General features: G+C 59.3%; 28 protein-coding genes. 18 read left to right on the forward strand and 10 right to left on the reverse strand.

Features of this window, described 5'->3' with window-relative positions:
- The first annotated feature begins 129 nt into the window (after positions 1–129).
- On the forward strand, positions 130–3,102 hold the full coding sequence (locus KGR00_RS07975) for a Tn3 family transposase (protein ID WP_063091986.1): 2,973 nt from the start codon (positions 130–132) through the stop codon (positions 3,100–3,102).
- Between the two features lie 244 nt (positions 3,103–3,346).
- Here the strand turns inward: KGR00_RS07975 and KGR00_RS07985 are convergent, their stop codons facing one another.
- Together KGR00_RS07985 and KGR00_RS07990 are read right to left on the reverse strand one after the other, a co-directional pair.
- Positions 3,347–3,844: a hypothetical protein gene (locus KGR00_RS07985; RefSeq protein WP_224424371.1), complete on the reverse strand. Its 498-nt coding sequence runs from the start codon at positions 3,842–3,844 to the stop codon at positions 3,347–3,349.
- A complete protein-coding gene (locus KGR00_RS07990; protein WP_224424372.1) occupies positions 3,822–5,318 on the reverse strand; it encodes a class I SAM-dependent methyltransferase in 1,497 nt (498 codons plus the stop codon). The genes KGR00_RS07985 and KGR00_RS07990 overlap by 23 nt, the downstream gene beginning before the upstream one ends.
- 466 nt (positions 5,319–5,784) lie before the next feature.
- Between KGR00_RS07990 and KGR00_RS07995 the strand changes: the two genes are divergently transcribed.
- From KGR00_RS07995 to KGR00_RS08025, 7 genes are all read left to right on the forward strand, one after another.
- Complete coding sequence (locus KGR00_RS07995) at positions 5,785–7,386, forward strand: class I SAM-dependent methyltransferase (RefSeq protein WP_224424373.1); 1,602 nt, start codon at positions 5,785–5,787, stop codon at positions 7,384–7,386.
- An 80-nt stretch (positions 7,387–7,466) separates the two neighbouring features.
- Positions 7,467–7,754 (forward strand): hypothetical protein, encoded by a 288-nt coding sequence (locus tag KGR00_RS08000; protein WP_224424374.1) that lies wholly within the window; start codon positions 7,467–7,469, stop codon positions 7,752–7,754.
- The gene (locus KGR00_RS08005) at positions 7,755–8,387 is read left to right on the forward strand and encodes a hypothetical protein (RefSeq protein ID WP_224424375.1); all 633 of its coding nucleotides are present in this window, start codon (positions 7,755–7,757) and stop codon (positions 8,385–8,387) included. It abuts the gene before it with no gap.
- Between the two features lie 82 nt (positions 8,388–8,469).
- Positions 8,470–9,090, forward strand: a complete 621-nt coding sequence (locus KGR00_RS08010) for a hypothetical protein (RefSeq protein ID WP_224424376.1) — start codon at positions 8,470–8,472, stop codon at positions 9,088–9,090.
- Complete coding sequence (locus KGR00_RS08015) at positions 9,087–9,686, forward strand: hypothetical protein (RefSeq protein WP_224424377.1); 600 nt, start codon at positions 9,087–9,089, stop codon at positions 9,684–9,686. Before KGR00_RS08010 ends, KGR00_RS08015 begins: the two co-directional genes overlap by 4 nt.
- A 430-nt stretch (positions 9,687–10,116) precedes the next feature.
- Positions 10,117–10,959, forward strand: coding sequence for a Lar family restriction alleviation protein (locus KGR00_RS22495; protein WP_224424378.1), 843 nt, complete (start codon positions 10,117–10,119; stop codon positions 10,957–10,959).
- Positions 10,956–11,471 carry a DUF1643 domain-containing protein gene (locus KGR00_RS08025; RefSeq protein WP_224424379.1) on the forward strand — a complete coding sequence of 172 codons (516 nt, stop codon included), beginning with the start codon at positions 10,956–10,958 and terminating at the stop codon, positions 11,469–11,471. Before KGR00_RS22495 ends, KGR00_RS08025 begins: the two co-directional genes overlap by 4 nt.
- Positions 11,472–12,601: 1,130 nt before the next feature.
- Here KGR00_RS08025 and KGR00_RS08035 read toward each other — a convergent pair.
- Together KGR00_RS08035 and KGR00_RS08040 are read right to left on the reverse strand one after the other, a co-directional pair.
- Positions 12,602–13,975 carry an MFS transporter gene (locus tag KGR00_RS08035; RefSeq protein WP_224424380.1) on the reverse strand — a complete coding sequence of 458 codons (1,374 nt, stop codon included), beginning with the start codon at positions 13,973–13,975 and terminating at the stop codon, positions 12,602–12,604.
- A gap of 28 nt (positions 13,976–14,003) precedes the next feature.
- Complete coding sequence (locus KGR00_RS08040) at positions 14,004–14,279, reverse strand: metal-sensing transcriptional repressor (RefSeq protein ID WP_224424381.1); 276 nt, start codon at positions 14,277–14,279, stop codon at positions 14,004–14,006.
- A 134-nt stretch (positions 14,280–14,413) separates the two neighbouring features.
- Between KGR00_RS08040 and KGR00_RS08045 the strand changes: the two genes are divergently transcribed.
- Genes KGR00_RS08045 through KGR00_RS08055 form a run of 3 tightly spaced genes read left to right on the forward strand, consistent with a single transcriptional unit; the run spans position 14,414 to position 16,295 of the window.
- Positions 14,414–14,788 (forward strand): hypothetical protein, encoded by a 375-nt coding sequence (locus KGR00_RS08045; RefSeq protein ID WP_224424382.1) that lies wholly within the window; start codon positions 14,414–14,416, stop codon positions 14,786–14,788.
- 54 nt (positions 14,789–14,842) lie between these two features.
- Complete coding sequence (locus KGR00_RS08050; protein WP_343232827.1) at positions 14,843–15,577, forward strand: HupE/UreJ family protein; 735 nt, start codon at positions 14,843–14,845, stop codon at positions 15,575–15,577.
- A 16-nt stretch (positions 15,578–15,593) separates the two neighbouring features.
- The gene (locus KGR00_RS08055; RefSeq protein ID WP_224424383.1) at positions 15,594–16,295 is read left to right on the forward strand and encodes a hypothetical protein; all 702 of its coding nucleotides are present in this window, start codon (positions 15,594–15,596) and stop codon (positions 16,293–16,295) included.
- Between the two features lie 415 nt (positions 16,296–16,710).
- Here KGR00_RS08055 and KGR00_RS08060 read toward each other — a convergent pair whose 3' ends face one another.
- Positions 16,711–18,012, reverse strand: a complete 1,302-nt coding sequence (locus tag KGR00_RS08060; RefSeq protein WP_008957405.1) for an ISL3 family transposase — start codon at positions 18,010–18,012, stop codon at positions 16,711–16,713.
- A gap of 78 nt (positions 18,013–18,090) precedes the next feature.
- Positions 18,091–18,537, reverse strand: a complete 447-nt coding sequence (merR, locus tag KGR00_RS08065; RefSeq protein WP_006911920.1) for an Hg(II)-responsive transcriptional regulator — start codon at positions 18,535–18,537, stop codon at positions 18,091–18,093.
- Positions 18,538–18,610: 73 nt separating this feature from the next.
- On the opposite strand from merR, the gene merT reads away from it, so the two are divergent.
- The 6 genes from merT (at position 18,611) to KGR00_RS22425 (ending at position 21,708) form a co-directional block, all read left to right on the forward strand.
- Positions 18,611–18,961, forward strand: coding sequence for a mercuric ion transporter MerT (merT, locus tag KGR00_RS08070; RefSeq protein ID WP_008957404.1), 351 nt, complete (start codon positions 18,611–18,613; stop codon positions 18,959–18,961).
- 13 nt (positions 18,962–18,974) lie between these two features.
- Positions 18,975–19,271 carry a mercury resistance system periplasmic binding protein MerP gene (gene merP / locus KGR00_RS08075; protein WP_006911918.1) on the forward strand — a complete coding sequence of 99 codons (297 nt, stop codon included), beginning with the start codon at positions 18,975–18,977 and terminating at the stop codon, positions 19,269–19,271.
- Positions 19,272–19,273: 2 nt separating this feature from the next.
- Complete coding sequence (gene merF / locus KGR00_RS08080) at positions 19,274–19,531, forward strand: mercury resistance system transport protein MerF (RefSeq protein ID WP_008957403.1); 258 nt, start codon at positions 19,274–19,276, stop codon at positions 19,529–19,531.
- 73 nt (positions 19,532–19,604) lie between these two features.
- Positions 19,605–19,850: a mercury resistance system transport protein MerF gene (gene merF, locus KGR00_RS08085; protein WP_008957402.1), complete on the forward strand. Its 246-nt coding sequence runs from the start codon at positions 19,605–19,607 to the stop codon at positions 19,848–19,850.
- Positions 19,843–21,492, forward strand: a complete 1,650-nt coding sequence (gene merA, locus KGR00_RS08090; RefSeq protein WP_008957401.1) for a mercury(II) reductase — start codon at positions 19,843–19,845, stop codon at positions 21,490–21,492. The genes merF (KGR00_RS08085) and merA overlap by 8 nt, the downstream gene beginning before the upstream one ends.
- Before the next feature lie 81 nt (positions 21,493–21,573).
- Positions 21,574–21,708 carry a hypothetical protein gene (locus tag KGR00_RS22425; protein WP_008957399.1) on the forward strand — a complete coding sequence of 45 codons (135 nt, stop codon included), beginning with the start codon at positions 21,574–21,576 and terminating at the stop codon, positions 21,706–21,708.
- Between the two features lie 361 nt (positions 21,709–22,069).
- Here the strand turns inward: KGR00_RS22425 and KGR00_RS08095 are convergent, their stop codons facing one another.
- The 4 genes from KGR00_RS08095 to umuD all read right to left on the reverse strand — a co-directional run bounded on the left by KGR00_RS08095 (position 22,070) and on the right by umuD (position 23,523).
- Positions 22,070–22,318: a DUF4113 domain-containing protein gene (locus KGR00_RS08095; RefSeq protein WP_224424384.1), complete on the reverse strand. Its 249-nt coding sequence runs from the start codon at positions 22,316–22,318 to the stop codon at positions 22,070–22,072.
- Positions 22,308–22,637 (reverse strand): hypothetical protein, encoded by a 330-nt coding sequence (locus KGR00_RS08100; protein WP_224424385.1) that lies wholly within the window; start codon positions 22,635–22,637, stop codon positions 22,308–22,310. Before KGR00_RS08100 ends, KGR00_RS08095 begins: the two co-directional genes overlap by 11 nt.
- A gap of 104 nt (positions 22,638–22,741) precedes the next feature.
- Entirely contained in the window at positions 22,742–23,014 is a 273-nt protein-coding gene (locus KGR00_RS08105) for a hypothetical protein (protein WP_224424386.1), read from the reverse strand.
- Entirely contained in the window at positions 23,011–23,523 is a 513-nt protein-coding gene (gene umuD / locus KGR00_RS22365) for a translesion error-prone DNA polymerase V autoproteolytic subunit (protein ID WP_224424387.1), read from the reverse strand. The genes KGR00_RS08105 and umuD overlap by 4 nt, the downstream gene beginning before the upstream one ends.
- A 253-nt stretch (positions 23,524–23,776) precedes the next feature.
- On the opposite strand from umuD, the gene KGR00_RS08115 reads away from it, so the two are divergent.
- A complete protein-coding gene (locus KGR00_RS08115; RefSeq protein WP_224424388.1) occupies positions 23,777–25,366 on the forward strand; it encodes a peptide chain release factor 3 in 1,590 nt (529 codons plus the stop codon).
- Positions 25,367–25,429: the final 63 nt, after the last annotated feature.

Consider the following 25,429-nt stretch of genomic DNA (forward strand, 5'->3'; position numbering starts at 1 on the left):
GTTCACAAAATAACGGGCGGTTCCTTTGGTCTTGACGAATTGCTGCCTACTATAAGCAATGCCCCCCTCAAGAGCGAAAGTACTGTGGGCTAATGCCTTTCACTGGAACCCCATAGCGAAGAACTGCGTATGAGTAGCCTCCATGAAACCGCCTATCCGCGATTGAAGGCGGTGGTCTCGGATCAAGAACTGGCAGAAATTTATACACCCTCTACCCAGGAACGATCCTTTGCCCGAAAGCACGGTCGAACTCCGGCTGCTCGTGGCGCCCTACTCATTCTCCTGAAAACAGTGCAGCGTCTGGGCTACTTTGTCCATCTCAAAGCCGTTCCCCAATCCATTACAACGCACATTCTGGCGTGCGACGACCTTTCACATCTCGCATTGAGCCAGCTCAGGGTCTACGACCGCAATGGCGGCGCCCGTCAGCGGATGCTGGAGACGGTTCGTCAACAGGTGGGCATCAAGGCGTTCACCGTTGAAGGCAAGGCAATTGTACGGGAACTAGCGCGTGAAGCGGCCACCACCAAGCAGGACCTGGCGGACATCATCAATGTGGTGATTGAAGAGCTGGTGCGCCAGCGTTTTGAGTTACCGGGTTTTTCAACGTTGCAACGGACCGCGCGTCAGGCTCGCAGCACGGTCAATACCGGTTACTTTCGGACGCTCAATGTGGGTTTGACAGCGCATCAAAAAAACGAATTTGACCAGTTGCTGCAAGTGCCGGATGATTCCCCTCATACCAGTTGGCATAAGTTGAAACAGGAACCCAAAAAGCCGACCAATACGGAAGTGAAGAAGTATCTTCAGCACCTGGAATGGCTTCAGGGTTGGTGTCAACAATTGCCCGCTGTTGATCACATTCCCGCCGCCAAATATCACCACTTCATACTGGAAGCACGAGCGCTGGGCGCGGCCAACATCAAGGCCATGCAAAGCACCAAACGCTACGCTTTGATGGTTCTGCTGGTCCATGCCCAATTGCGTCGCGCGATGGACGATGCGGTCGACATCTTTGTTCGCAAGATGCGCAACATCAAAACCAAGGCAGAAGCCAACCTGAACCAGTATCACCTGGATCACATGAAACGCATGGACAGGCTGGTGGCTCAACTGCGTGACGTACTGACCGCCGTCCAGGAAGCGCCAACGGACTCCGAGCGAGGTGCCCGAGTGGCGGCTGCCATCCAGAGCGATCCTGATGAATTACTGGCAGAGTGTGAGGAACACATGGCCTATGCTGGCAATAACTTCATCCCGTTCATGCTGCAACCCTACCGCCCGTTACGCCCCCTGTTATTCAATTGCCTTGAACTACTGGATCTGGCGGCAACCAGCCACGATCAATCTTTGATTGAGGCGATTGCGACTCTGAAAAAGCACCGGCACAGCCGTAAGGAATGCCTTGTCCTCAGTAGTCAACCCGTCGACGTGTCCTGGCTACCGGAGCGTTGGCGCCGTTTGGTATTGGGGACCGGGCCAAGCCAGCTGCCCCCCGGGATGGTCTACCGGAAGTATTTCGAGCTGGGCGTACTGACACAGGTGAAGCGTGAACTGATTTCCGGCGATCTCGCGGTCGCGAATAGCGACCAGTACAGTGACTACCGCGATCAGCTGGTGGATTGGAGTGTCTATGATGCCCAGATAGCGGACTACAGTGCGATGATTGATATCGAATCCGACCCAGCCGCTTTTGTGGTACAAGCCCACTCCCGGTTGAGCGAAACGGCCGACCGCATTGACCGTGGCTTCCCGGAGAATGAATACGCCGTCTTCCATGGTGAAGATCTGGTGATCCGGAAGCACCGCCGTAGAGCGCCTCCGGATGGGTTAGCTGAGATTGATAAGCAGTTATCCCAAAATATGCCCGAAAAGAACATTCTCGACATCCTGGTGGAAGCCGAAAAATGGCTGGGCCTCCACAAACGCTTTGGGCCACTTTCCGGATTTGAGGGCAAGCTGGACGACCCCCGTACCCGCTTTGTTTCGACCTTATTTTGCTATGGCTGCAATCTCGGGCCAACTCAGACCGCGCGATCCATCACGACGCTTAATCGCCGGCAGGTGTCCTGGCTCAACCTGCGGCACGTCACCGAAGAGCGCCTGGAGCAGGCGATTGTACAGGTTATCAATGCCTACAACCGCTACCGGCTGCCGCGACACTGGGGAACTGGCCAGCGGGCCGCCGCCGATGGCACAAAATGGAACCTGTACGAACAGAATCTGCTATCGGAATACCACATACGGTACGGTGGCTATGGCGGGGTGGGCTACTACCACGTCTCGGACAAATACATCGCGCTGTTCAGCCACTTCATTCCTTGCGGCGTTTATGAGGCCATTTACATCCTTGATGGACTGATCAAAAACGACTCCGATATCCAGCCTGACACCTTGCATGGCGATACTCAGGCGCAAAGTGCGCCCGTCTTCGGGTTGGCTTACCTGCTGGGTATCAACCTGATGCCCCGCATCCGGAATCTGAAGCAGCTGGTGTTCTACAAGTCTGACAAACGCCAACGGTATGAGCACATCAATGCTTTGTTCAGCGAGACTATCAACTGGAAACTGATTGAAACCCATGTGCCGGACATGCTCCGGGTGGCGCTATCGATTAAGGCTGGAAAAATCGCACCGTCTACGGTACTGCGACGTTTAGGTACCGCAAGCCTCAAGAACAAACTCTACTTTGCTTTCCGGGAACTGGGGAGGGTCGTTCGGACAACCTTTCTTCTGGACTACATTGGCAGCGTGGAGTTGCGGCGAACCATTCATGCGGAGACGAACAAAACGGAAGAGTTCAACCAGTTCGTGAAATGGCTGTTCTTCGGCGGCGAGGGGGTGATCGCCGAGAATATCCGTCATGAGCAACGGAAGGTGATCAAATATAACCACTTGGTGGCCAACCTGGTCATTCTTCACAATGTGGAGTCGATGACGTTAACCCTTAAAGATCTCAAAGAGCGCGGTCATCATATTGATCACGATATTCTCAAAGGGCTGGCCCCATACCGCACGGACCATATCAACCGATTTGGCGATTATACGCTTGATTTTGATCGGCAGGTTTCACCCATGAGCTACAACGCCAAAATAATTTAAATACAATAGGTTAAGGCAAATTTTGGAGGATTGCGTCAGAATCGTTGCCGACCCTCTTCTTCCGCTCCTTGAAGGAGGAGTGCATCTGGCTTCACCGTTTCGAATCGCTGGGCCAAGCCAGGGTCGTGATCAATCGCTGGATCCGGTACTACAACGAAGAGCGGCCACATCAGTCTCTGGACTACGTGGCACCCCGAGCACACCCCGCATTAACGGCGTAGGGTGTGCAGAAACCAGGGGGTCATTACATGAGCTTTTTGCCATTAGTTAACTTTACTGGTACTCGTACTTGGTCTCGCGCCTTGCTATAACGAGCAGCAAGAGAGCCCACATTTGCAATGTAATGTTCGAGATTGTCCTTCCACTCAGGTCGACCAAAGCTTTGCAATAGCTTCAGCGCTTCCGGTGACACCTGATACACAGCCTTGGGGCTGTTTGTCGGGCGACCAGGCCAGTCGGGGTTTTTTAGTGCAAGTCCAGCATCAACAAATTGATGTATGGACTGGCGCCTAACAGTTTCACGCGTGTTGGGTTTCCAGCTTTTATCATGGTGTTCTTTAGCCCACTCCATAATAGGTGTGATTCCTATGAGCGGGTTCCTGGCTGCCGGCCAAGTCATACCTGGGCGAAGGTCCAGCAATGCTAGTAGAGCAAGGGCAGATCGTTCGTTTTGTTGGGCTTTTGGCATCCCTAACGCTTCAAGTATTTGCTGCGCTTCTTCAACGTGCTGATGTGTGCTCATGAATCAACTGTTCCAGCTTGTTATCGATTACGTGCTGTTCTAAGATTTTCTGCTGTGATGCCCACTCGCCAAGTTTCATGAGTGCAGCCCGGCTGGGATAGCGCATCTGTTTTAGGTCAGTAGCGTTAACCTGGGTGTGGCCATTAAATTGACGAAAACCCTCATCGACGGCAGTAGTGTTTAGATAAACACAAAGTCCAAACGCTAGTTTTTCTGGGATTCCATTTTTATCATTATGAAAGACGTTAAGGTGATTTTCAAAGCCCAGTTTGACAGCCCCATTGAATGTGTCTGGTTCAATTACGCAAGCTACGATCCGCCGTTTCTCTTCCTTCGAAGTGAAACGGCGAACTACGCAGTAATGCCCAACGGGATAGAGCGAACGCTCTGTTTCTTCGTTACGCATTATGGCGTTTGGCTTTCGGCCGCCTTCAATAGGCCACTTAACTGTAATGCCATTGAAATGCATGGGGTATAGCAATGGGGCTGAGCCCGTTTCAGGTTGCTCACGTAAATATTCTTTTGCCCTAAAGCCCACAACGGGCCCCGTCGAGAGCTTAATACCAAGATCGTCCAGCGTGCTCTGAATCGCAGGTGACTCAAGAATACTTTCTTCTGGGCATGTGGGGACCTGGATGAAATTTCCGTCACGTGTGGGTAAAACGATACGCTCAAAGGGGTGCGTGTGTGTTTCGATATCAGAGAAAGTGGCATCATTAGAAGTAGAGACGCACACATCGCCTTGGGTGCCCCCCTTTTCCAAATGAATAATCACGTTCTCTTGGAGCACAGCATCATCGCTGAAGGTCTTGTTGCGAGACTCGAAAAGGTGAATACGGTGGATGGCTGCATGTTCCAGCAGGTAGTCCCGGAACGGCCGATAATAGGGCCCGTTGCAGAAGCTACGTGGGATAATGGCGACCATATGGCCTTGCGGCTCCAGTAGTGAAAGCACAAGAGCTACGAAAGCCGAGTAAAGGTTGACTGTCTCAATGCCTACGCGCCGAAGCTGTTGACGGTGATGTGATTGGCTTCTGATCTTTTTGTACGGAGGGTTGAGGATTGCATGGGTAAAGCCTTGATCTGACGAAGTTGCACCCTCAGTTACCAAGTCTATGAAATCCCCCGCCAGAACCTGAAATTCAAGTGGGTGCCATTGTGCATAATCTTTCAGCGACTGCTCCAGATGAGCACGCAAGGTGTCGTCAATTTCGCACACCGTAGCTTCTACTCGCTTGAAATTGAGCCCTTTCCCCGTCCAGCGATCAAGAAAGGCAAAAGTCAATGCGCCAAGGCCTGCTCCGGCATCTAGCAGTCGGCATTGACTGTGCTTGCCTTGCGGAAACATCTCAGCCATGAACTCGGCGACCGGAGCTGGCGTCATGAATTGGCCCAAAGCGGACTTCCTGGTCGGGTCCATCGACGCAGCGATGGAGCGCCTCACCTCATCTGTGTGTTCCAACAGTTGCAGCATCTTGTGCTCGATCCTCTCGGGTAGCCTATCGTGTACATGCTACCAATACTGGCGAGCCTTGATCAGGTCTATTTGTGTATGCCGCGGCATCGAACCCCCCGTCCGATCTATCGTGACCGGCCACTACGCCTGATCGTTACCGATTTCGGCTCCCTTCCCCGAAACCACGGCACGATGCCAATACCATCAGTCAAGTCACCAGGCTCACCTAACTCGCTGGAATGATTCGCACTTTCAAGCCATACCTTTCATGTTGCCTTTGCTTTGGAGAGGGCGTGCCAGCAACGAGGCTTCCCAAGCGAATTTTCACCAAGGTGGCGCACCTCAAGTTTGACGCCGAACTCTGCCACGACAAGACTGCCTGGGCAGCGCCCTCTGCGAATTCCCTCGCCACCCAGCGGCTTGCTGCTTTGCTGATCTAGGGCACGCTCCCCCCCAGTTTTAAAGAATCCAACCGGGGGGAGCCATGCAGCATCAGACCATCGATACCGCCAACAGCATCGAATGCGACGCCGGCGTGGGCGAGTTCTTCGCCCCGATGTCCTCGGATCTCGTCGACAGCCTGATGGGCCAGTACCGGCGCATGCGCGCGAAGATCGATGGATTGGCCGCCACGGTGCTGGGCAACGAGCACGAGAGCGCGATGCAGTATTTCCTGGATGGCAACGAGGCCGACGCTAACCGCCATGGCCGCTTTCGGGTGGATCGCTTGTTCGAGACAAAGGGGGCGATCGCCGCCCTCGACGCTGACTTCTGGCAGAGAGCGCTGGCGCTGACGGACGTGCTCGACTTCATGCCAGCCAGGCGCCGAAATGAATGGCACGAGCAGATCCAAAACCACGATACCCCGGCGTTCGAGGAAGACTGGGTGCGTACCACATTGGAGAGCCTGCTGTCTCAGCGTGCTGAGTTCTTTGCCGAGCGGGTCGACGGGATATTCCGGGTGCTCTCTGGGGAGCACGTCACCAATCGACCAGAAGGGTTCTCTAAGCGCATGATTATCGCCGGTGTGCTTGATGACTTCGGGACTGTCGAATGGCGTAAAGGGGAGTACATCAATGACCTTCGTGCCGTGATCGCCCGCTTCATGGGGCGTGATCAACCTCGAAGCCAAGCAACGAGGAAGGCATTGTCGGCAATTCGTAAGGATCCTGGCGTATGGCATGACATGGACGGGGGAGCGCTGCGCATGCGGGTCTATAAGCGCGGAACCTGCCACATCGAAGTTCACGAAGACATGGCCTGGCGACTCAATGCAGTGCTGGCGAGCCTCTATCCCGCAGCGATTCCGCCCCAATTCCGTACCCAGCCGAAGACGCGAAAGAAACGCAAGCCCGTAATTCTGATGGACCGGCCGCTGCCGTTTGCCATCATCCAAGTTCTCGCCGAAGGATCCCTGAGAGGGAGCAGTCTGCATCTAACCTCGTATTACCTCGAGGATAAGCATGTGACCCAGGCGGTCGAGCAAGCGCTGATGGCCATCGGTGGCGTGAAGCAGAACGCGATGACATTCGTGTTCGACTATCACCCGGGCGCGGCGCTCAACCACATCATCCTGACCGGCTGCATCCCCGATCAGCGCTCGCACCAGTATTACCCGACGCCGGAGCACATTGCCGACGAGGCGGTCTCGCTGGCAGAGATCGGGGCAGGTGATCGCGTGCTCGAGCCCAGCGCTGGACAGGGGCACATTGCCCAGCGCCTCCCACGCGAACGGACCACCTGCGTCGAGGTCGCGGAGTTGCACTGCAAGGTGCTGACGTCCCAGGGGTTTGACCCGATATGCGCCGATTTCATCGAGTGGGCCAATACTGCGGCGCAGTTCGACAGGGTAGTGATGAATCCCCCATTCAGCGAGGGGCGGGCAATCCAGCACGTCTCTGCGGCCGCTGATCTGGTACGGCCAGGCGGGCGGCTGGTGGCCATCGTGCCCGCCAGCATGCGCGAGAAGCCGATGCTTCCAGATTGGACGGTTCGCTGGTCGGAGGTGTACAGCAACGAATTTGCTGGCACCGGCATTGCTGTGACGATCCTGGTTGCCGACAGGGAGGTGACAAAGGGCATTTAGCAGCGGGGTATTTGAGCGCTTGCTGCTTTGCCGGCTCGTGTGAAATTGCTACTGCAACCCGATAACGACCAGGGGCCAACATGCTGTCCTGCCTGCTCAGCCGAATCACCGGCCGTCAGCACCATTTTAAGATCGTGCTCAAATTCTACCCTGATCGCCGTCAGGCGGCGTATCACGTATTTCGGATGCAAACCGTCTGGATGCGCGATCGCCGAAACATTCTGGATGAGCGCTTGCTTCGCAAGATTATCGGTCCCTCTATGGTTCGGAGCGTCCCGCGCCATCGGCTCAAAAACGGCGGCATCGACATCGCCGAGGTGTACTACCTCGGGTGGCTGAGGCCGCGCAATAGCGAGGGGATTAGCTGAATGACCAACTACGAATTACTGGAGAAAGCAGCGCGAGCTGCCGGCTACGAGATTGCCGGCGAGAACGGTACGGGCGTTATGGCGCGCAGACGTGACCATCCCGGTACGTTCTACTGGAACCCGCTTGATGCCCGCGACGTTGCGCTGCGTCTGGCTGCCGACCTCAATATTTCCCATGGCCTCGATGATCGGCACGGAAGGCTCAGGGCATACGCGACCTACCCCAGCAATGGCGCGGAGGAGCGCCACACATTGTCGGTTGCTGTCAGCCAGGAGTTTGATTGCGCACAGGCCGAGTGCCTGGCCATCGTTGATGCGGCTGCGCATATGGCCGCGCCTGGTCCTACCAACACCGACGAGGTTTCTCGCACTGTGGGCGTCGACCACGAACGGTTGGAGGCGTTTCGGCTGGCCATCCTGGATGCCCAGCAAGCCTACGTCGATGCCATCACCGCCGAGCTGCCCATTGGCACGCAGGTTGACTACCAGCACGGCGATCGCTGGATTGGTCCTTATGAAGTCACCGCGATTCTGGGCACCTTGCGCCCAGGGTATCTGTCGGTGAAGAACCTCAGCACAGGCAAAGTCCGTGAGGTTTGGGTCGAGCGAGTCCGTCTCGCCGAGGATTCCTAACTATTTTCGCGTCGCCCACGGACACAGCGTTCGCGGGTTGTGACGCTAATAGGCGCAAAAACGGAACTACTCTAGGGAGTAAATGATGCGACTGATCGACGAACTGATTCAGCACCCGTTGTTAGAGGAACGCAACATACACCAGGTGTTGGAGCCCATGGGATTCGTAGTGCATATCCAATCTGAGGAGACACCCGACGAGTATGAGGAGCCAAAAAAGCACGAGGCGTTCACACGCGACCCGAGCGCCTACATGTACTCATTGCACTTCGAGGTGCCTGACGGATTTATCGAGATAGGCCGCTTTGACACCGAGGACTCGGATATCGTGTTTCTGGCGGTCAAACCCACCACGTCCCTGGCCCGGCTTCTTCTGGCACCGGCCTGTGGTGCTGGTTCCCTTGGGTCCTTGGTCGACGAACGCCAGCGGCAAATGACTGAAGAAGGCTGGTCGCTCGAGCACGATGATCGGCACGACGAAGGGGAACTGGCGTGCGCTGGAGCGGCGTATGCCCTCAATGCAGGCTGCCAGATGTACCCGCATAGCCAGCAGAGCCTTGAGCGCGCCCCTGACTTCTGGATGTTCGAGGACCGCTGGTGGAAGCCGGCCTCCAATCCCCGACGCAACCTGGTCAAAGCGGGTGCACTGGTGCTGGCCGAGATCGAACGCCTGGATCGCGCGGAACAGGAGGAGCACTCGTGAGCCTGTACTTTCGCTTCTTCCGCTGCACCTCTGGCCCGCTTCTTGAGGAGATTCAGCGGCTCACCAAGCAACGAGATGAGGCCGTGAAGGCATACCAGGCGTTCGCCGAGGAGATCGGCGCCGAGGGCGTCCGCGTCTGGAACCGCGGTGGCATCGCAGGGTTCGCATTCGACACGGAGCCAGATCAAGGTGCGTGGAAGAAGCGCAACAAGAATGGGCTTTATTGGCCGCGTAAGAACACCCCGCCTGGCAAGGATCTGTGGAAGCAGATCGAGGCGCTCCCCGCATACCCGAGTGTCCAGCAAGCGTTACAGGTTGTGGACCTCAGCGGGTTTGCCCCCGTCATGATTGAGGGTTCCAAGGGCTACGCCCCGGTGGTATTCGGTTTTCCGGCGAAGGGCGTGCTGTTCGTTCGGGTGCCCTGGCGGAAGGTGGAGCCCAGCGAGATTGAGAGGTACCGGAATGAGCGGAGAACGGGCTCTCGTTGGAGCGTCGAGTTGGAACACCTGCTTTGGGAACCGCCGGCGGATCTCGTCGAGGTGAAAGAGTGGCAGGTGCTCAAAGAAGAGGAGGAACTGGAGGAAGCTCATGGCTAGAAAGGCATCGAAGGCGACGAACAAGGTCATCTACGCCACGTCCGGCTTCGATGATCTGAAGGCGAGCGAAGGGGCAGGTGAAGCCATCATCGCTAACACCGGGCTCCGGCTACAGCTCAGCCGTGGCGACGGACCATGGATGGCCTGGATGAAGCGGCTGAGCCAGACGGACCGACCGCCCCGTGGACGGTGTAGTCATTACTTCCAGCGCCATGCGGAGCTTCGCGTGATCCTGTCCTCACCGTAGCCGGCAGCCAGCTACCGCGTCCGTCTGAGACCCTCACATATCCTGCGCCCCGGCCCTGCACTGGGGCGCTTTTATTCTCTCCAATCCCACCTGTACCGACGCATATTCAACCGATTGCTGCTCTACCGGTTTGGGGCAAGCTGGGCCTATCACCCACGAGAAGGCCCAGACACCGGAGGAGCCGTGAGCACTGACATTGCAGCGCTGAAAGACGAAGCGCAGAAACGCCAACTGGGCTGGCGAGGCCGCGAGCCTGGCCAGGACGGGCCACACATGCAGGTCTTGCCCAGCGATATCCTGACGCTTATTGAGCGGATAGAGGCGGCGGAGAATGGCCAACGGCGCCTTGCCGAAGCCATACGCAACGCCGCGGTCAGGGCGGGGATTCTCAGGGAGTCCGCGGCTCTGACAGGACCAATGCTCATGCTCCTGTGCGATGACTTGGCGTCAATGACCAAGCAGAATCGGTGTGCGGTGAATCACCACAACATGGATAACACCGCGTGCCGTTTACCGGATAGGCGCTCGGTACAAGCGGGCGCAGGTGGAGGCGTGATGGAGCCGTGCCCATTCTGCGGGGGCAACGATCTTAATATTACCAGCGTCCATTCAGATGACTGGCCCGTACATGAGATTGCCAAAGCAGTGCGCTGCTCGGACTGCTGTGCAAAAGGGCGGCATCACAACCCGATAGGGTGGGCCGAGTCTGAAAGGGAGGCTGTCGAAGCGTGGAATACCCGCGCAGTTCCCACCGTTGGCACGCAGTTTCATGACGCAAGACGCACAACGGTGGTGGTTCCGGGGCTAGACGAGGCGGAGCGATCGGCGCTTGCACGTTTCAACGAGACAATCAACGACGACGGCACCTATGACATCTCGAAAGCGATGATTCACCGGCTTGCGGATAAGGGGGCAGTTCGTCACCTATCGGCAGGCAAGTATCAGATTACTCAGGCGGGCTGCGCCATGCTCGGGGAGTTTCCCATCGAGGTGGGCCAGTCGCAGGCCGGAGGTAAATTAACATGAACGCATCAAGCGACTTGTTCATCGACACCGGCGCGAGGTTCTCTCCATGCAGGACATGGCGCTATGACTTATGGCGGCGCTGGGCGGCTGGCCCGAGCGTTCTCTGGTTGCTGCTGAATCCCAGTACAGCCGATGAGGTTGCCAATGACCCGACAGTCGAGCGCTGTGAGCGTCGCTCCAGGACAATGGGCTACGGCTCCCTTTATGTCTGCAATATCTTCGCGCTCCGATCTACGGATCCCAAGTGGCTATACACCGCGGATGACCCAATTGGCCCGGAGAATGATTCGGCGATCCTCGAGCGCGCCCAAGGGGTAGACCTGGTGGTCTGCGGCTGGGGAAATCACGGCCTGTTCGCCGGCCGCGGCCAGCGTGTGTTGGCGATGTTGGCCGATGCCGGCGTTGAGACCCATTGTTTGCGTGTGACCGGCGCGGGCGAACCCGGGCATCCGCTATACATCGGCTATGGTGTCGAACCTCGCCCCCTTGCTGCGGCAGGTGGTGGCGGATGACTGTCTACGTCGACGATATGCGGGCCAGGCTCGGCAGTATGAGGATGTGCCACATGCTGGCCGACACCGAGGAGGAGATGCACGCCCTAACCGAACACGGCCCCCTTAGGCTGCCAGAACCCCGCCTGCATCCCGATCTACCATTAAAAGCTCGAGGGTACGGTAGTGCTTCAGCGGCGAGGGTACTTAAGCCTCGAGTGGTAAAGCCGAAGCCATCTTTAGTAGGCTGGTGTTGCTGGAAGTGTCCTGCGGAATTCCTGGGTTGCCAAATGGCGACTCCGGCAGCTCCATAGCCGAGGAGGCGGCACCATGTGGTGCTGCTTGGCGGTAGCGTGCTCGACGTTAGGAATATCCATACAGGATCGGGGTTCCGGTCAGTAAGACAACCGTGGGTGGGAGCTTGCGAACGGCAGATATCGACCCAAAGCGGCCATACCGGAATTATCGCCCTTACTGGAGAATCGGGTCTATTTGATGATTTATAGACCTGAGAGAGTTCCAGAGGAACAAAGAGATGATCTGTTTACGAGACTGGTACAGAGTGATCAAAATGCGGACAAGCTAAAATATACTAGTCGAAAAAGTGGCCAACGAATAATTTCCAATACTATTCATCGAATTTATGAAAATTTCCAGGTTTACAAGGCAGGGCTCGGTATCAAGTGCAACACATAACCAACGGGTGGAGCCGGCCGGTAGTATGCTGCGATTCGTGCCGGTGACTTACCCAAGGCGTTGTGGAGTATACGTAATTTAGACTCTTTATCTTCTCTTCCAGACAAAGCCTGCTGACGAGTCGGTGAAATTCCGGCGATAAGAGAACGGGATGCATAGGAGTTATCTATGGCTGTTAAGCATACGCCTACTGGTGTAGTCCATAGTGGAAATAAGGGGGGAGGCACTGGTTGCGGCTGCAACACCCGATAAAATCCAGGTCATTGGCTTCAGTCCCATGAGCGTATCAACTGCGATAAGAGTGGGTGTAAAAACTAAATTATAACAAGGTCAAGCACTCTGGGATGGACTTACCCCAGTTTAGAGGTGTCTCGCTTTTCGGGGTAAGTCCACCATTCGAAGTGATGTTTCGTTCCCTGCGCGGTGTATTGTTGTTGCTGTTGGCCCGGGTTCAGTCACCGGGGCCATACCAGATGGTGGCGATCGATCACGAAGTCGTGCCGATGCCGGCCGCCAGGATGGTAATGGGGATGACGATGGGGCTCCGGCCCCTCCCAGCCCTCATGTTCGTGCTGGTGGTGTTCGTCGTGGTAGTGCAGGTGGGTATGCTCAACGGCGTCATGGTCATGCTCGAGCGCGATCGGGTCCCGTGATGGCCAGATACGGGCCGCGAGCGCCGTCGACAGCAGCGCGATGGTCCCCAGCAGGGCGAAGGTCTCGGTCAGCCCCACCTCGGCCCCAACCCAGCCGGCCAGCGGGTAGGCCACCAGCCAGCAGCCGTGCGTCAGCGAGAACTGCGCGGCGAACAGCGCCGGACGGTCCGCCGCGTGGCACGACTGCTTGAGCAGGCGCCCGGTGGGCGTCATGACCAGCGAGGCGCCGGCGCCCAGCAGGAACCATAGTCCCATCAGGCCGACGAAGCCGGGCGCGAGCAGGCCGAGGAACAGGCTCACCGTCATCAGCCCGCCACCGGCGAGCATGAGCGGGCGTTCACGCACACGCTCCAGGACCTTCGGCAGCAGCAAGGCCACCAGCATCGACCCGCCGCCCACCGCCGCGAAGGCCAGAGCCACCGCCTGCTCGCCCAGGCCCAGGGCGGAACGCACATAGACCACTGTATTGACGATCTGCATGGCTCCGGCGGCCGACACCACCATGTTCAGGGCCAGCAGCCCGCGCAGTCGCGGCGTCTTCAGGTAGATCCGCATGCCGTGGGAGACCTTGCGCCACACGCTCGGCGCCTCGTCCTCCGTCGCCTGGGGCGACGGCAGGAGTACCGAGACGACCAGGCCGGCCGAGACCAGGAAGGCTAGGCCGTTGAGCAGGAACAGCACATCGAAGCTCATCACCATCAGCAGCGCCGCGGCGGCCATGGGGCTGAGCAGGTTCTCGAGGTCGTAGGCGAGCCGCGACAGCGACAGCGCGCGGATGTACTGATCCTCGTCCTCGAGCAGATCCGGGATCGTCGCCTGGAAGACCGGGGTGAAGCCCGCCGAGGCGGCATTGAGCAGGAAGATCAGCACGTAGATCTGCCAGACTTCGGTGACGAAGGGTAGCGCACAGACCACGGACGCCCGCAGCAGGTCTAGGCAGACCAGCAAGACGCGGCGCGGCAGACGCGAGGCGTAGGCCCCGACCACCGGCGCGATCCCTACATAGGCCACCATCTTGATCGCAAGGGCCGTGCCCAGCACGACACCCGCCTGCCCCGCTGCCAGATCGTGGGCCAGCAGCGCCAGGGCGACCGTCGTCAGTCCGGTGCCGGCGAGTGCGATGACCTGAGCCAGGAACAGGTGGCGATAGCGACGATGACTCAGCACCTCGAGCATACGGCTCTCCTTGCAGCGTGATAGTGGATTACAGGTAGCGAACGATCGCCTTGAAGTCATCGACGTGGGCGCTCTGCGCCAAGTCTTGGGGGGCGATCGCTTCGTCCAGGCAGTGGTCGATATGGTCCTGAATGAGGGTCCGCTTGGCCTGCTGGATCGCCTTCTCGACGGCATGCAGCTGCTGGGCGATCTCCAGGCAGGGCCGCTCGTCCTCGATCATCCGGGTCACGCTCTCCAGGTGCCCGCCCGCACGCTTCAGGCGTTTGATGATGTCGGGATGCGACTGGTGGGTATGCGATGTCATCTTCTGTTCCCTTTTGGTGTTTATATCCCCCTAGGGGGGATGCTAAGCTCTCTGGCGCTATCGTGGCAATGCCCCATGAGGAAAGGCCCGATAGCGCCTCATCCCGATCTTCGCCCTGGTGCTGGTCTGCCTCTATGCTCAACCGCCTGTGTCATCGTCTCGGTCACCTGACCCTCCTGCTGCTGATCGTGCAGGGGCTGGTCATATCCGGTATTGGCGAGATACGTGCGCATGGGCCGGTTGACTCGGCGGCCATCGAGCACAGGCTCCAGGGGGAACTCCCGGGCGCGCATGGCCATGCGCACGGTCACGCCCATGCGTCGACCGACCGCCAGCCGCTGCCGCATGACAGCGGCAGCCACTTCCACGAGACGGCGGATCGGATCACGGACGGGATCGTCGTGGCGCCCCTGATCCCCAGCACCATCCGGAGGCAGCAGCGGGATGGCCGCCCGCTTCGCCGTGCCTTCCGACTCGAGCGCCCTCCACGGCCGGTCATCGCGGCATGACCGGGGTCGCCCACCGGGCGACCGTGATTCGATACCTAAACCGTGGAGAGTTTCATGTTTTCCTCATTGATGAGGGACGTGTGCGGCGTGCCTGACAAGGCCCGACACTACGCCCTGACCCTGTTCGCCCTGCTGGTTTTGCTCCTGGGAGCCAGCGGCGATGCCCTTGCCCATGCCGTCGCGGAAGGCGACAAGGGCTATATCCAGGAGATCTACGGCATCCACCTGATGTCGTTCATCTACCTCGGCGCCAAACACATGGTGACGGGGTACGACCACATCCTGTTCCTGCTAGGGGTGATCTTCTTCCTCTATCGGATGCAGCACATCGCCATCTACGTCAGCCTCTTCGCCCTGGGGCACTCCACGACGATGCTGCTCGGGGTGTACTTCAACATCGGCATCAACAGCTACCTGATCGATGCCATCATCGGCCTCTCCGTCGTCTACAAGGCGCTGGATAACCTCGGCGCCTACCAGCGCTGGTTCGGCTTACAGCCCAACACCAAGGCGGCGACGCTGGTCTTCGGCTTCTTCCACGGCTTCGGCCTCTCGACCAAGATCATCGAGTACGAGATCTCGCCGAACGGCCTGGTGCCCAACCTGCTGGCGTTCAACGTCGGCGTGGAGATCGGCCAGCTGCTGGCCCTGGGGGCCATCCTCATCGTGATGGGATTCTGGCGACGCACCGCCGGCTTCCTGCGCCATGCCTACACCGCCAATGTCGCCATGATGTGCGCCGGCTTCATGCTGATCGGCTATCAGCTCACCGGCCTGTTCACCGCCTGATTTCACGGAGTCTGAAATGTACAACACCGATATGCCGACCCGCGCCGAACTACCCTCGACCGGCAAGCTGATCCGCTCGACTCTGCTGGCCGCCGTGGCGGCCACCGTCCTGCTGGTCACCGTGGTCCTACCCGCCGAGTACGCGATCGATCCCACCGGCGCGGGACGCCTCCTGGGGCTGACCGACATGGGAGAGATCAAGCAGCAGCTGGCCGAGGAGGCCGAGCTCGAGCGGGCGAATGCTACGGCGGTGCCCGAGCAAGACGCGCCGGCTGAAACGCCGGCGCCCGAGGCCCAGCCTGAGTCCGAAGTCCCGGAGGTCGTCGCCGAGGTCGATTCCAGCGCCAAATCGGCCGACACTGCGCCCGCCGAAGCACAGGCCCCTGCGCCTGAGCCGGCCGCCACCTGGCGTGATGAGGTGAGCTTCACCCTGACGCCGGGCGAAGGGACGGAATACAAACTGACCATGGAGGAAGGCGCCGTGGCCCGCTTCGCCTGGGAGTCCGAGGGCGGCCCGATCAACTTCGACACCCACGGTGACGGCAATGGCAATTCGATCAGCTACGAGAAAGGCCGCGGTGTGCCCGAGGACGCAGGCGAACTGGAAGCGGCCTTCACCGGCAATCACGGCTGGTTCTTCCGCAACCGCAACGACAACGAGGTGACCGTGGTGTTGCGCATCGGTGGTGAGTACGGGGAGTTGAAGCGCATGCTGTGAGACCGGGCATCGCCCATGTCGCCCCGGCCGTCAGGCTGGGGCGACGCTTTCCCCCACCGGTGACTACTGCACCAAGAAGAGCTCTCTGCTGAAACTACGCCTCTACTTATATCTCTTCCTCAGCTGTCTGGGTTTGCTGGGCCCTTCTCCCTACCCTCGTCGACAACATGGCGTAATGATGTAAAGAAAACCAAGGTTTCTTTTCGGTGGATTGTAGGTGACCAGGTAGGGGAAGAATCCAGGTCCAAGGAAAGGCGACTATAAGGTCCGCTTCTGGCCGAAAGAGGAATGTTAGGCTGCGCTTAATAATAGTATTGGTATCAAGTGGCTGTCGGCCTAAAGCGGTCACGCTATGGCAGGAAAAAGAGGGTATCCGGATTAAGTGGTAGATGGAGCCCCTTGCTCCTTCGAACCCTTAACTCTTCCAGAAGGTTGATAGATCGACGCCGTAGTTTTTCTCAGGCTCGGGAAGACCCATGCTGTAGGTCATGGTGGCCTTGCCCAGGAAGGGGGATTCCTTGGTCTGCGGCACCTTCTTCTTGTGCTTGGTGGTGTAGAGCATCCGGGCCCGCATCACCTCGAATGAGTAGCCACGGCCATCGCGGTTCTTATCCTTGGCCAGCCGGTTGATTGACTCCGTGAAGGCGTTGGTGATCGGGATGTCGGTCTCGAAGTAGGTCAGCATCTCCTCATGCCAGCCACTGATAGCACTGACGAGATCTTTCCAGACCTCCTTTTGCCCCTGTGGGATGTCGTCAATCCAGGCAGTCAGCGCCTTCTCGGCGTCACGCCGGGTTGTGGCGTCCCAGATGTGGAAGAACCGCTCCTTGTGCTCGTAGGCCGCCAAGAGCTGGGGGAATGCCCCTGTCCAGGTCTCCATGATGAGCCGTTCGCGATCTGAGACATCGTGAGCGCGCTTCAGCAGGATCTTCCGGTCACCCTTGAGGGTTCGGCGCTGGTTGGACGTCAGCTTTTTCCTGAGCCCCTTGCGGACCTTTTCCAAGGCCTCGTTGGCCATTCGCACGACGTGGAACTTATCGACCACAATGCGAGCCTGCGGCAGCACCGCCTGGACAGCACGGCGGTAGGGTTTCCACATATCCATGCTGACGATCTCGACCTGGTGGCGCTCGGTCATGCTCATGAGGCGCCTCGTCACCGCGTCCTGCTGGCGACCGGGCAGCAGGTCCAGTAGGGTACGCTCCTCCAGGTTGGTCAGGATGCAGCGGTAGCGGCGGTTCAGGTACAGCTCGTCGATCCCCAGGCAGCGGGGTGTCTCGAAGCGATGCCAGGCTGCCAGGAACTCAGCCTTCTTCTTGAATATCTCGCGGACAGTCTTCTCGTCGAGGCCCGTGGTATCAGCCACGTAGGCGTAGGGGTGATTGAAGGCTTCCTTCTCGACGTGGTTGTAAAGCCTCCGCGTCATGCGGTGATCGTCTACCATTTCCGGAAGAGCTGGCCGGAACGTCCTTCCACACGCCCGGCAGGTGTAGCGGCGACGGACCACCCAGAGGGTGACCCGCCTTCCGTGGATGGGTAGGTCGCGATAGGCCACATCGCGCTTGCCGAACCTGACAAACTCACTCTCAACGCCGCATTCCTCGCAAGCTAGAGGCTCAGGAGCTTCGACCTGGTAGTGGAGATCATGCTCTTCCATCTTGGTGGCTAGGACGTGGTACTCGGGAAGGTGCAGGATGTTGTCAGGCAAGCTGGTCATGCAAACTTTCCTTGTCGACATGGTCCATAGATGATTACGACTCTTTGACCGCGTTGTTTTCTACGAACTGAAGGTGATTTACTCCCTTGGGTCTTCTGCTTCTCTGAGCCCTTCATGCAATGACGCAATTAGCGGGCAAGTGATATTGCCTTGTTGTGCATGGCATCGGTCGACCATTTCGCTCAGCACCTTCTCAATTCTTTCAAGCCTGTCGATCTTCTCGCGAACGTCCCCTAACTTGTGCTCTGCGAGAGCACTGGCTTCTTGACAGTGGGCGCCATCTTCCAGCCGAAGTAGGTCACTGATCTCATCCAGACTAAAGCCCAGCTGCTGCGCCGTTTTCACGAACGTCAACCTGTCGATATCGGCGGCACTATAGCGTCGAATACCTCCGGGAGGTCGTTCGGGCTCCGATAATAGCCCTCGTCGCTGGTAATAGCGGATTGTCTCGACATTGACGCCGGCCGCCTTGGCCAGGCCGCCAATGGTCATGGTGTCCGCCACTTTATCTGCATGTCTCTTCATGATGCTTGACTCCGTACCAAGCTACGGAAGTAACCTTATCGTAGCTCCCCCCATCCCGAAAGGAGAATCGTCAATGCGGACACCTAAAACGGGGCGAGGGCCCCTGGCCGCCGGAGGAGTCGCGGCCCTCCTGGCCTCGGCGTGTTGCCTCGGCCCGCTGGTTCTGATCACGCTGGGCGTTTCCGGCGCCTGGATCAGCAATCTGGCGTCGCTGGAGCCCTATCGCCCGCTCTTTATCGGCGTCGCGCTGGTGGCGATGTTCTTCGCCTGGCGTCGCGTCTTTCGGCCAGTGGAAAAGTGCCAGCCGGGAGAGGTGTGTGCCGTGCCACGGGTCAGGACGGGCTACAAGGCGATCTTCTGGCTCGTATCGCTGCTGGTGCTAATCGCCCTGGTATTCCCCTACGTCTTGCCCTTGTTCTATTAAAAGGAGATCTACCATGAAAGCTCGTTTCGCCTTCATCGCGCTACTCGCCCTGCTCAGCACGCCCGCCTTAGCGGCCTTGCAGACCGTGAAGCTGTCGGTGCCGGGCATGACCTGTGCCGCCTGCCCGATCACCGTCAAGGCCGCCCTCAACAAGGTGGACGGCGTCTCGCAAGTCGACGTGAGCTACGCGGATCTCGAGGCCGTGGTCACCTTTGACGACGCCCGAACGTCGGTGGAGGCATTGACCGAGGCCACCACCAACGCTGGGTATCCATCAACCCCGACATCCTCGCAAGCGGATCGAGAGTGATCATGAAGAATCCCAAGACCCTGCTGCGCGTGAGCGTGATCGGCACCGTCCTGGTGGCATTGTGCTGCTTTACGCCGATCCTGGTGATCCTGCTTGGCACGGTGGGCCTGGCGGCGCTGACGGGCTATCTCGACGTTGTGTTATTGCCGGCCCTGGCCTTCTTCATCGGCCTGACCATTTATGCGATTTGGCGTAAGAAGCAGTTCGACGCCTGTTGTGACAACGGCTCTATCAAATCAAGGAATACGCCCCCTGAGTGACATCAAGCAGCTGCACATCGCGGTCATCGGGTGAGTTGTTTACGAGCTTGTCCGTCACGGTGAAGGAATAAGCGTGAAAGATTCGCAGAAATTTATAAGCGTCGTGCTTGGCACCGGGTTGATGGTGCTGTGTTGCGCCGGGCCAATCGCCCTGGTGCTATTCGGTACGGCGGGCCTGGCCGCGTTGGCAGGCTATCTCGATTACCTGCTGTTTGCCGTCCTGGCCATCGTCATCGGCTTACCTCTCTACGCGCGATACCACAAGCGGAAGCAGGATGCCGGCTTTACTAATGAAGACTCGGAGAAACGTGATGATTGAACTCAACGTGAGCGGCATGACCTGTGACCGCTGTGCGGATCATGTCAGGGAAGCCTTGGAGAAGCTGCCCGGCGTGCAGTCGGTGGAGGTATCCTATCCTCAGAGGACGGCATCGGTAGCCGTTGATCCGGGGACACCGGCCTCGGCGTTGACGTTTGCCGTGACCCGACTTGGCTACCAAGCTCGACTGGCCAACAGTGGGCCCACTTCCCCGGCAGGCGCATCGGTGTCCAAGGGCCGTGATGAAGACGCCCCGCACATCGCGGTGATCGGCAGCGGCGGCGCCGCCATGGCGGCGGCCCTGAAGGCCGCCGAGCGCGGCGCCCGGATCACCCTGATCGAACGCGGCACCGTCGGCGGTACCTGTGTCAATACAGGCTGTGTGCCTTCGAAGATCATGATTCGCGCGGCCCATATTGCCCACTTGCGTACGGAAAGTCCCTTCGATGCAGGCCTGAGCGCCCAGGCGCCGGTGGTGGATCGGGCCAAGCTGCTCGAGCAGCAGCAGCGACGTGTCGAGGAACTGCGTGACGCCAAGTACGAGGGGATTCTGCGCGACCACCCGGCCATCACTGTCCTGCACGGCGAGGCCCGGTTTATCGATGCCCATAGCCTGATGGTCAAGCTGAACGAGGGCGGCGAGCAGGTCGTCCACTTCGACCGCGCCTTCATCGGTACTGGCGCCCGACCGGCAGTACCGCCGATCCCGGGTCTTGCCGACACCCCCTACCTGACCTCTACCAGTGCTCTGGCCCTGGACACTCTTCCCGAGCGGCTGATTGTGATCGGCGCCTCGGTGGTGGCCCTGGAACTGGCCCAGGCCTTCGCCAGGCTGGGCAGCCGGGTCACGGTGCTGGCCCGCAGCCGCCTGCTCTCCCAGGAAGACCCGGCGGTAGGGGATGCGGTGGAGGCGGCGTTTCGCCGCGAGGGCATCGAGGTCCTCAAGCAGACCCAGGCGAGCCGTGTGGACTACACCGACAATGAATTCATTGTCGACACCAACGCCGGCACCTTGCGGGCGGATCAACTGCTGGTGGCCACCGGACGGACACCCAATACCGAGGCCCTGAACCTGGCGAGCCTCGGCGTGGAAACCGCACATGGGGCTATTCTGGTCGATGAGCATCTGCACACCACGGTGCCGGGGCTCTATGCCGCCGGTGACTGCACCGATCAGCCGGAGTTCGTCTATGTCGCCGCCGCCGGGGGCAGCCGGGCTGCCGTCAACATGACCGGGGGCGAAGCCACCCTGGACCTGAGCGCCATGCCGGCGGTGATCTTCACCGACCCCCAGGTGGCCACCGTCGGCCTGACGGAAGCCGAGGCCATCGAGCAAGGCTTCAGCGTCGATACCCGTGAGCTGGACCTGGAAAACGTGCCGCGTGCGCTGGTGAATTTCGACACCGGTGGTTTCATCAAGCTGGTGGCCGAACGCGACTCGGGCCGGTTGCTGGGGGTGCAGGCGGTGGCGGGGGAAGCCGGTGAGCTGATCCAGACGGCGGTGATGGCGCTACGCGCACGCATGACCGTACACGACATCGCCAATGAGCTGTTTCCCTACCTGACCATGGTGGAAGGGCTCAAGCTCTGTGCCCAGACTTTCACCAAGGATGTGACGCAGTTGTCCTGCTGTGCCGGGTGAACGATATGAGCGCGACCGTGGTGCCACTGGGCGGCGGCACCACGGGTTTTGGGCATGGACACCACAGGGAGCCCTGTCACGATGAACACGACACTACCAGATTGCGGGATGATGGGGGCGATGGGCTGGATAATGCCAGTGATCGGAATTGCCCTACTATTGCTACTGGTCCTGGGCATCGCCTGTTTGGTGAAGTATCTGCTCTCTAGCAAGTGAGCGTACTCAGCGAGCCATCAACCAGCTAATCCGTTGTGGGTTGAGTTTGTCGGCCACCTTTCGCTCTCGCATACCAACCAGATAATCCGGATACCCGAAAAAGAATACTTGTGTACGGGCAAAAGTCTCCCTGGGGGCTCTCGATAACTATGTGGCGGGCCGGAAGCCCAAAGACTGTCGAAGCGCTCAGAGCACACAGGCGGACAAATTCAGCGAAACGAAGCTCAGCCGAATGATGGGGGTACAGGAACCGCCGTGGTACGGATCCGTATGCCCAGTGGTGTGGGTGGTGTGAGAGGACGGAGGAAGCAACTCCCTCTCCTACTCGATCTAGGTGTCTCGATCGGACGCTGGCAGTCGTCTATCCCATCCTCACGATGGGCAGCTCATCCCACTTCGCCGTGTACCTGGGCGTCCGGTTGGCGCTGCGCATGTGCCAGGCGGCATCCGCGCGGCCGAGTCCCAGGCGAACGGTGCCGGCGCCGTGCTCGTTATTGAGCTTGTCGAGTGTCGCCATCAATCGCTCAGACCGCTCTCGGTCTGCGTCGCTCTGCTGATCGGCAAGCAAATCTTGCTGCTCATGCGTGCGAGGACTCATATCAGTCAGCATTACGCCGCACTCTCTGGTAGTCGTAGCCGGGACGGTAGATGACGTCGAGTCCTTGTAGGGCGGTGCGAATAATTGCGCGGCTGTCATCGGTCGGCTGCGGCAGGTGCAGCAGGGCGCTCTGGGCGTACTGCGGCTGACCCTCCCGGAACGGATTGGTCTGGATGAAGACGACCAGTGCGCTCGTCAGGCTCCCTTGTCCGCGCAGCTTCTCCCCGCCACGGGTGGCATGCTGGCAGATCGCCTCGCGCAGATCTTGGCGGCTGCCCGTCGCGCGGCCGAAGCTCCGGCTGGTCATGAGCTTCTTTCGCGGTGCGGCCATTTCGTCGATCTGGATGCAGTCGCGGCCGCGCAGCTCCCAAACGATGCGTTCCAGTACGACCGAGAACCGTGGCGCAATCGGTGGGGATCGGTCATTCGCAGATCTCAGGCGGACTGGATACCCAAGGCCTCGAGCTTCCTGGCGGTGCGCCCGGCGACTCCCCATATCTCCGTCAGCGGGAGCTGCTCGAGCAGTTGCCGTGTCGCTGTCTCATCCGGCGCCAGCATTGCCGCACCCAGGGCTTTCAACTCCGGGCTGCGGGCGATCACGCAACCGTCGTTGTTCGTCAATACACTAACGGCTCGACGCGCGAGGTCCGGCCGAAAGACGCGCTCGCACGAGACATAAAAAGCATCGCAGTCCGCCAGGGCTATCATCGTGTCACCCGTCGGCACAACGCGTGTACGTTGTAAATGACCACACCCCAGGTTGTGACTTCGCGGCCTTGCAGGCGGATCGGCGGGTACGCGGGGTTGCCCGATAGCAGGGCTGGGCACCCATCGATTATGCCGAGCCTCTTGCAGGTAAGCTCGCCGTCGACCGCGGCGATGAGGATGTCGTCAGTGTGTGCGTCGAGTGCGCGATCGACGATGAGAAGATCTCGGTCGTAGATCCCATAGCCTTCCATGCTGTCCCCTTTTGCGCGGACGTAATAGGTGGCATTAGGGTGCTGGACGAGATGTCGCGTGAGATCGAGTTCCCCCTCAAGGTAGTCCTCGGCGGGCGAGGGAAACCCTGCGCGTACTTCTCCCCCTGCGAGAGGAAGGGGAGTCGACCCGGCGTATTCGTCAGCGCGCCCAAGGATAGTAACTGTATTGTCCGAGGCTCGGTGAAGGAATTGGTCGGCGTCGGTCGCTGCTGCCTCTGGTGTGTTGGGTGATGTCACGGATTGCGTCCCCTAGTCTGGTTGCTGTGTATTTATACAGTATCGGAGATGCGCGAGGGGGTTGGCAAATATCACCACGAACCTGATACTTCCTATGGCTTTGCTGTTCCTCTTAGCCTCTGCCCGGTACAATTCCGCGCAGATTCCCTTCGACTGATCTTTGTATACGGCTCACTCACGCGCCGGGTAAGGTCGGTCAGGGTGGTTTTTGATATGTGTACAAATATATGTACAAATCCAGGATTTTTAGTTGATGCAAACTGATGAAACATCGCGGCAGGCGGGGCTTAGACGCACTTTTGCGATCATTTCGCACCCCGACGCGGGGAAGACCACCATCACCGAGAAGCTGCTGCTGTTCGGCAACGCCATCCAGCTCGCCGGCTCGGTGAAGAGCAAGCGCAACGATCGCCATGCCACCTCCGACTGGATGAAGATGGAGCAGGAGCGCGGCATCTCGGTGACCACCTCGGTGATGCAGTTCCCCTACAAGGGGCGCATCGTCAACCTGCTCGATACCCCGGGGCACGAGGACTTCTCCGAGGACACCTACCGCACGCTGACCGCAGTGGATTCGGCGCTGATGGTGATCGACGGCGCCAAGGGCGTCGAGGATCGCACCATCAAGCTGATGGAAGTGTGCCGGCTGCGCACCACCCCGATCCTCACCTTCATCAACAAGATGGACCGCGACATCCGCGATCCCATCGAGGTGATGGACGAGGTCGAGACGGTGCTCAACATCCAGTGCGCGCCGATGACCTGGCCGATCGGCATGGGCCGTCACTTCAGGGGCGTCTACCACCTCTACGATGACGTCATCCATCTCTACAAGCAGGGCCAGGGCAACCGCATTCCCGACGACGTGCGCATCGAGGGCCTCGACAGCGCCGAGGTCGACGAGGTGCTGGGCGCCGATCAGGCCGAGGAACTGCGCATGGAGGTCGAGCTGGTACGCGGCGCCTCCCACGAATTCGACCTCGAGGCCTACCGGCGCGGCGAGCTGACGCCGGTCTACTTCGGCACCGCGATGGGCAACTTCGGGGTGCGCGAGATGCTCGACGGCTTCGTCGAGTATGCCCCCATGCCGCAGCCCCGCGAGACCGACGCCCGCGAGGTGGAGGCCAGTGACGGCCAGTTCTCCGGCTTCGTCTTCAAGATCCAGGCCAACATGGATCCCAAGCACCGCGACCGGGTCGCCTTCCTGCGCGTCTGCTCGGGCAAGTACGAGAAGAACATGAAGATGCGCCACGTGCGCATCGGCAAGGACGTCAAGATCGCCGACGCCCTGACCTTCATGGCCTCCGATCGTGCCCACGTCGAGCAGGCCTGGCCGGGCGACATCATCGGTCTGCACAACCACGGCACGATCCAGATCGGCGACACCTTCACCGTCGGCGAGGACATGCGCTTCACCGGCATTCCGCACTTCGCGCCGGAGCTGTTCAAGCGCGTGCGCCTGCGCGATCCGCTGAAGATGAAGCAGCTCCAGAAGGGCCTGCAGCAGCTCTCCGAGGAGGGCGCCACCCAGGTGTTCATGCCGCTGGACAACAACGACCTGATCGTCGGCGCGGTCGGGGCGCTGCAGTTCGACGTGGTCGCCCATCGCCTCAAGGAGGAGTACAAGGTCGACTGCATCTATGAAGGCGTCAACGTCCAGACCGCCCGCTGGGTGTATTGCGACGACGCCAGGAAGCTCGACGAATTCCGGCGCAAGGCGAGCACCAACCTGGCGCTCGACGGGGGCGGCTACCTGACCTACCTGGCACCGACCCGGGTCAATCTGCAGATGACCCAGGAACGCTGGCCGGAGGTGCGCTTCAACGCCACCCGCGAGCACTGAAACGACTTGCCCGAAGCCGGGCGATGGCACATCTTGCGTTCGAGGAGCGACCTTCGTCGCTCC

The organism is Modicisalibacter sp. MOD 31.J, assembly GCF_020147985.1.
Taxonomy (GTDB): domain Bacteria; phylum Pseudomonadota; class Gammaproteobacteria; order Pseudomonadales; family Halomonadaceae; genus Modicisalibacter; species Modicisalibacter coralii.

What these genes read in the sequence shown, in the direction of transcription:
- KGR00_RS07975 (WP_063091986.1), top strand. Translation starts at nt 130, where the DNA reads ATGAGTAGCCTCCATGAAACCGCCTATCCGCGATTGAAGGCGGTGGTC.
- KGR00_RS07985 (WP_224424371.1), bottom strand. Translation starts at nt 3,844, where the DNA reads ATGAGCACACATCAGCACGTTGAAGAAGCGCAGCAAATACTTGAAGCG.
- KGR00_RS07990 (WP_224424372.1), bottom strand. Translation starts at nt 5,318, where the DNA reads ATGCTGCAACTGTTGGAACACACAGATGAGGTGAGGCGCTCCATCGCT.
- KGR00_RS07995 (WP_224424373.1), top strand. Translation starts at nt 5,785, where the DNA reads ATGCAGCATCAGACCATCGATACCGCCAACAGCATCGAATGCGACGCC.
- KGR00_RS08000 (WP_224424374.1), top strand. Translation starts at nt 7,467, where the DNA reads ATGCTGTCCTGCCTGCTCAGCCGAATCACCGGCCGTCAGCACCATTTT.
- KGR00_RS08005 (WP_224424375.1), top strand. Translation starts at nt 7,755, where the DNA reads ATGACCAACTACGAATTACTGGAGAAAGCAGCGCGAGCTGCCGGCTAC.
- KGR00_RS08010 (WP_224424376.1), top strand. Translation starts at nt 8,470, where the DNA reads ATGATGCGACTGATCGACGAACTGATTCAGCACCCGTTGTTAGAGGAA.
- KGR00_RS08025 (WP_224424379.1), top strand. Translation starts at nt 10,956, where the DNA reads ATGAACGCATCAAGCGACTTGTTCATCGACACCGGCGCGAGGTTCTCT.
- KGR00_RS08035 (WP_224424380.1), bottom strand. Translation starts at nt 13,975, where the DNA reads ATGCTCGAGGTGCTGAGTCATCGTCGCTATCGCCACCTGTTCCTGGCT.
- KGR00_RS08040 (WP_224424381.1), bottom strand. Translation starts at nt 14,279, where the DNA reads ATGACATCGCATACCCACCAGTCGCATCCCGACATCATCAAACGCCTG.
- KGR00_RS08045 (WP_224424382.1), top strand. Translation starts at nt 14,414, where the DNA reads ATGCTCAACCGCCTGTGTCATCGTCTCGGTCACCTGACCCTCCTGCTG.
- KGR00_RS08050 (WP_343232827.1), top strand. Translation starts at nt 14,843, where the DNA reads ATGTTTTCCTCATTGATGAGGGACGTGTGCGGCGTGCCTGACAAGGCC.
- KGR00_RS08055 (WP_224424383.1), top strand. Translation starts at nt 15,594, where the DNA reads ATGTACAACACCGATATGCCGACCCGCGCCGAACTACCCTCGACCGGC.
- KGR00_RS08060 (WP_008957405.1), bottom strand. Translation starts at nt 18,012, where the DNA reads ATGACCAGCTTGCCTGACAACATCCTGCACCTTCCCGAGTACCACGTC.
- merR (WP_006911920.1), bottom strand. Translation starts at nt 18,537, where the DNA reads ATGAAGAGACATGCAGATAAAGTGGCGGACACCATGACCATTGGCGGC.
- merT (WP_008957404.1), top strand. Translation starts at nt 18,611, where the DNA reads ATGCGGACACCTAAAACGGGGCGAGGGCCCCTGGCCGCCGGAGGAGTC.
- merP (WP_006911918.1), top strand. Translation starts at nt 18,975, where the DNA reads ATGAAAGCTCGTTTCGCCTTCATCGCGCTACTCGCCCTGCTCAGCACG.
- merF (WP_008957403.1), top strand. Translation starts at nt 19,274, where the DNA reads ATGAAGAATCCCAAGACCCTGCTGCGCGTGAGCGTGATCGGCACCGTC.
- merA (WP_008957401.1), top strand. Translation starts at nt 19,843, where the DNA reads ATGATTGAACTCAACGTGAGCGGCATGACCTGTGACCGCTGTGCGGAT.
- KGR00_RS22425 (WP_008957399.1), top strand. Translation starts at nt 21,574, where the DNA reads ATGAACACGACACTACCAGATTGCGGGATGATGGGGGCGATGGGCTGG.
- KGR00_RS08095 (WP_224424384.1), bottom strand. Translation starts at nt 22,318, where the DNA reads ATGCTGACTGATATGAGTCCTCGCACGCATGAGCAGCAAGATTTGCTT.
- KGR00_RS08100 (WP_224424385.1), bottom strand. Translation starts at nt 22,637, where the DNA reads ATGGCCGCACCGCGAAAGAAGCTCATGACCAGCCGGAGCTTCGGCCGC.
- KGR00_RS08105 (WP_224424386.1), bottom strand. Translation starts at nt 23,014, where the DNA reads ATGATAGCCCTGGCGGACTGCGATGCTTTTTATGTCTCGTGCGAGCGC.
- KGR00_RS08115 (WP_224424388.1), top strand. Translation starts at nt 23,777, where the DNA reads ATGCAAACTGATGAAACATCGCGGCAGGCGGGGCTTAGACGCACTTTT.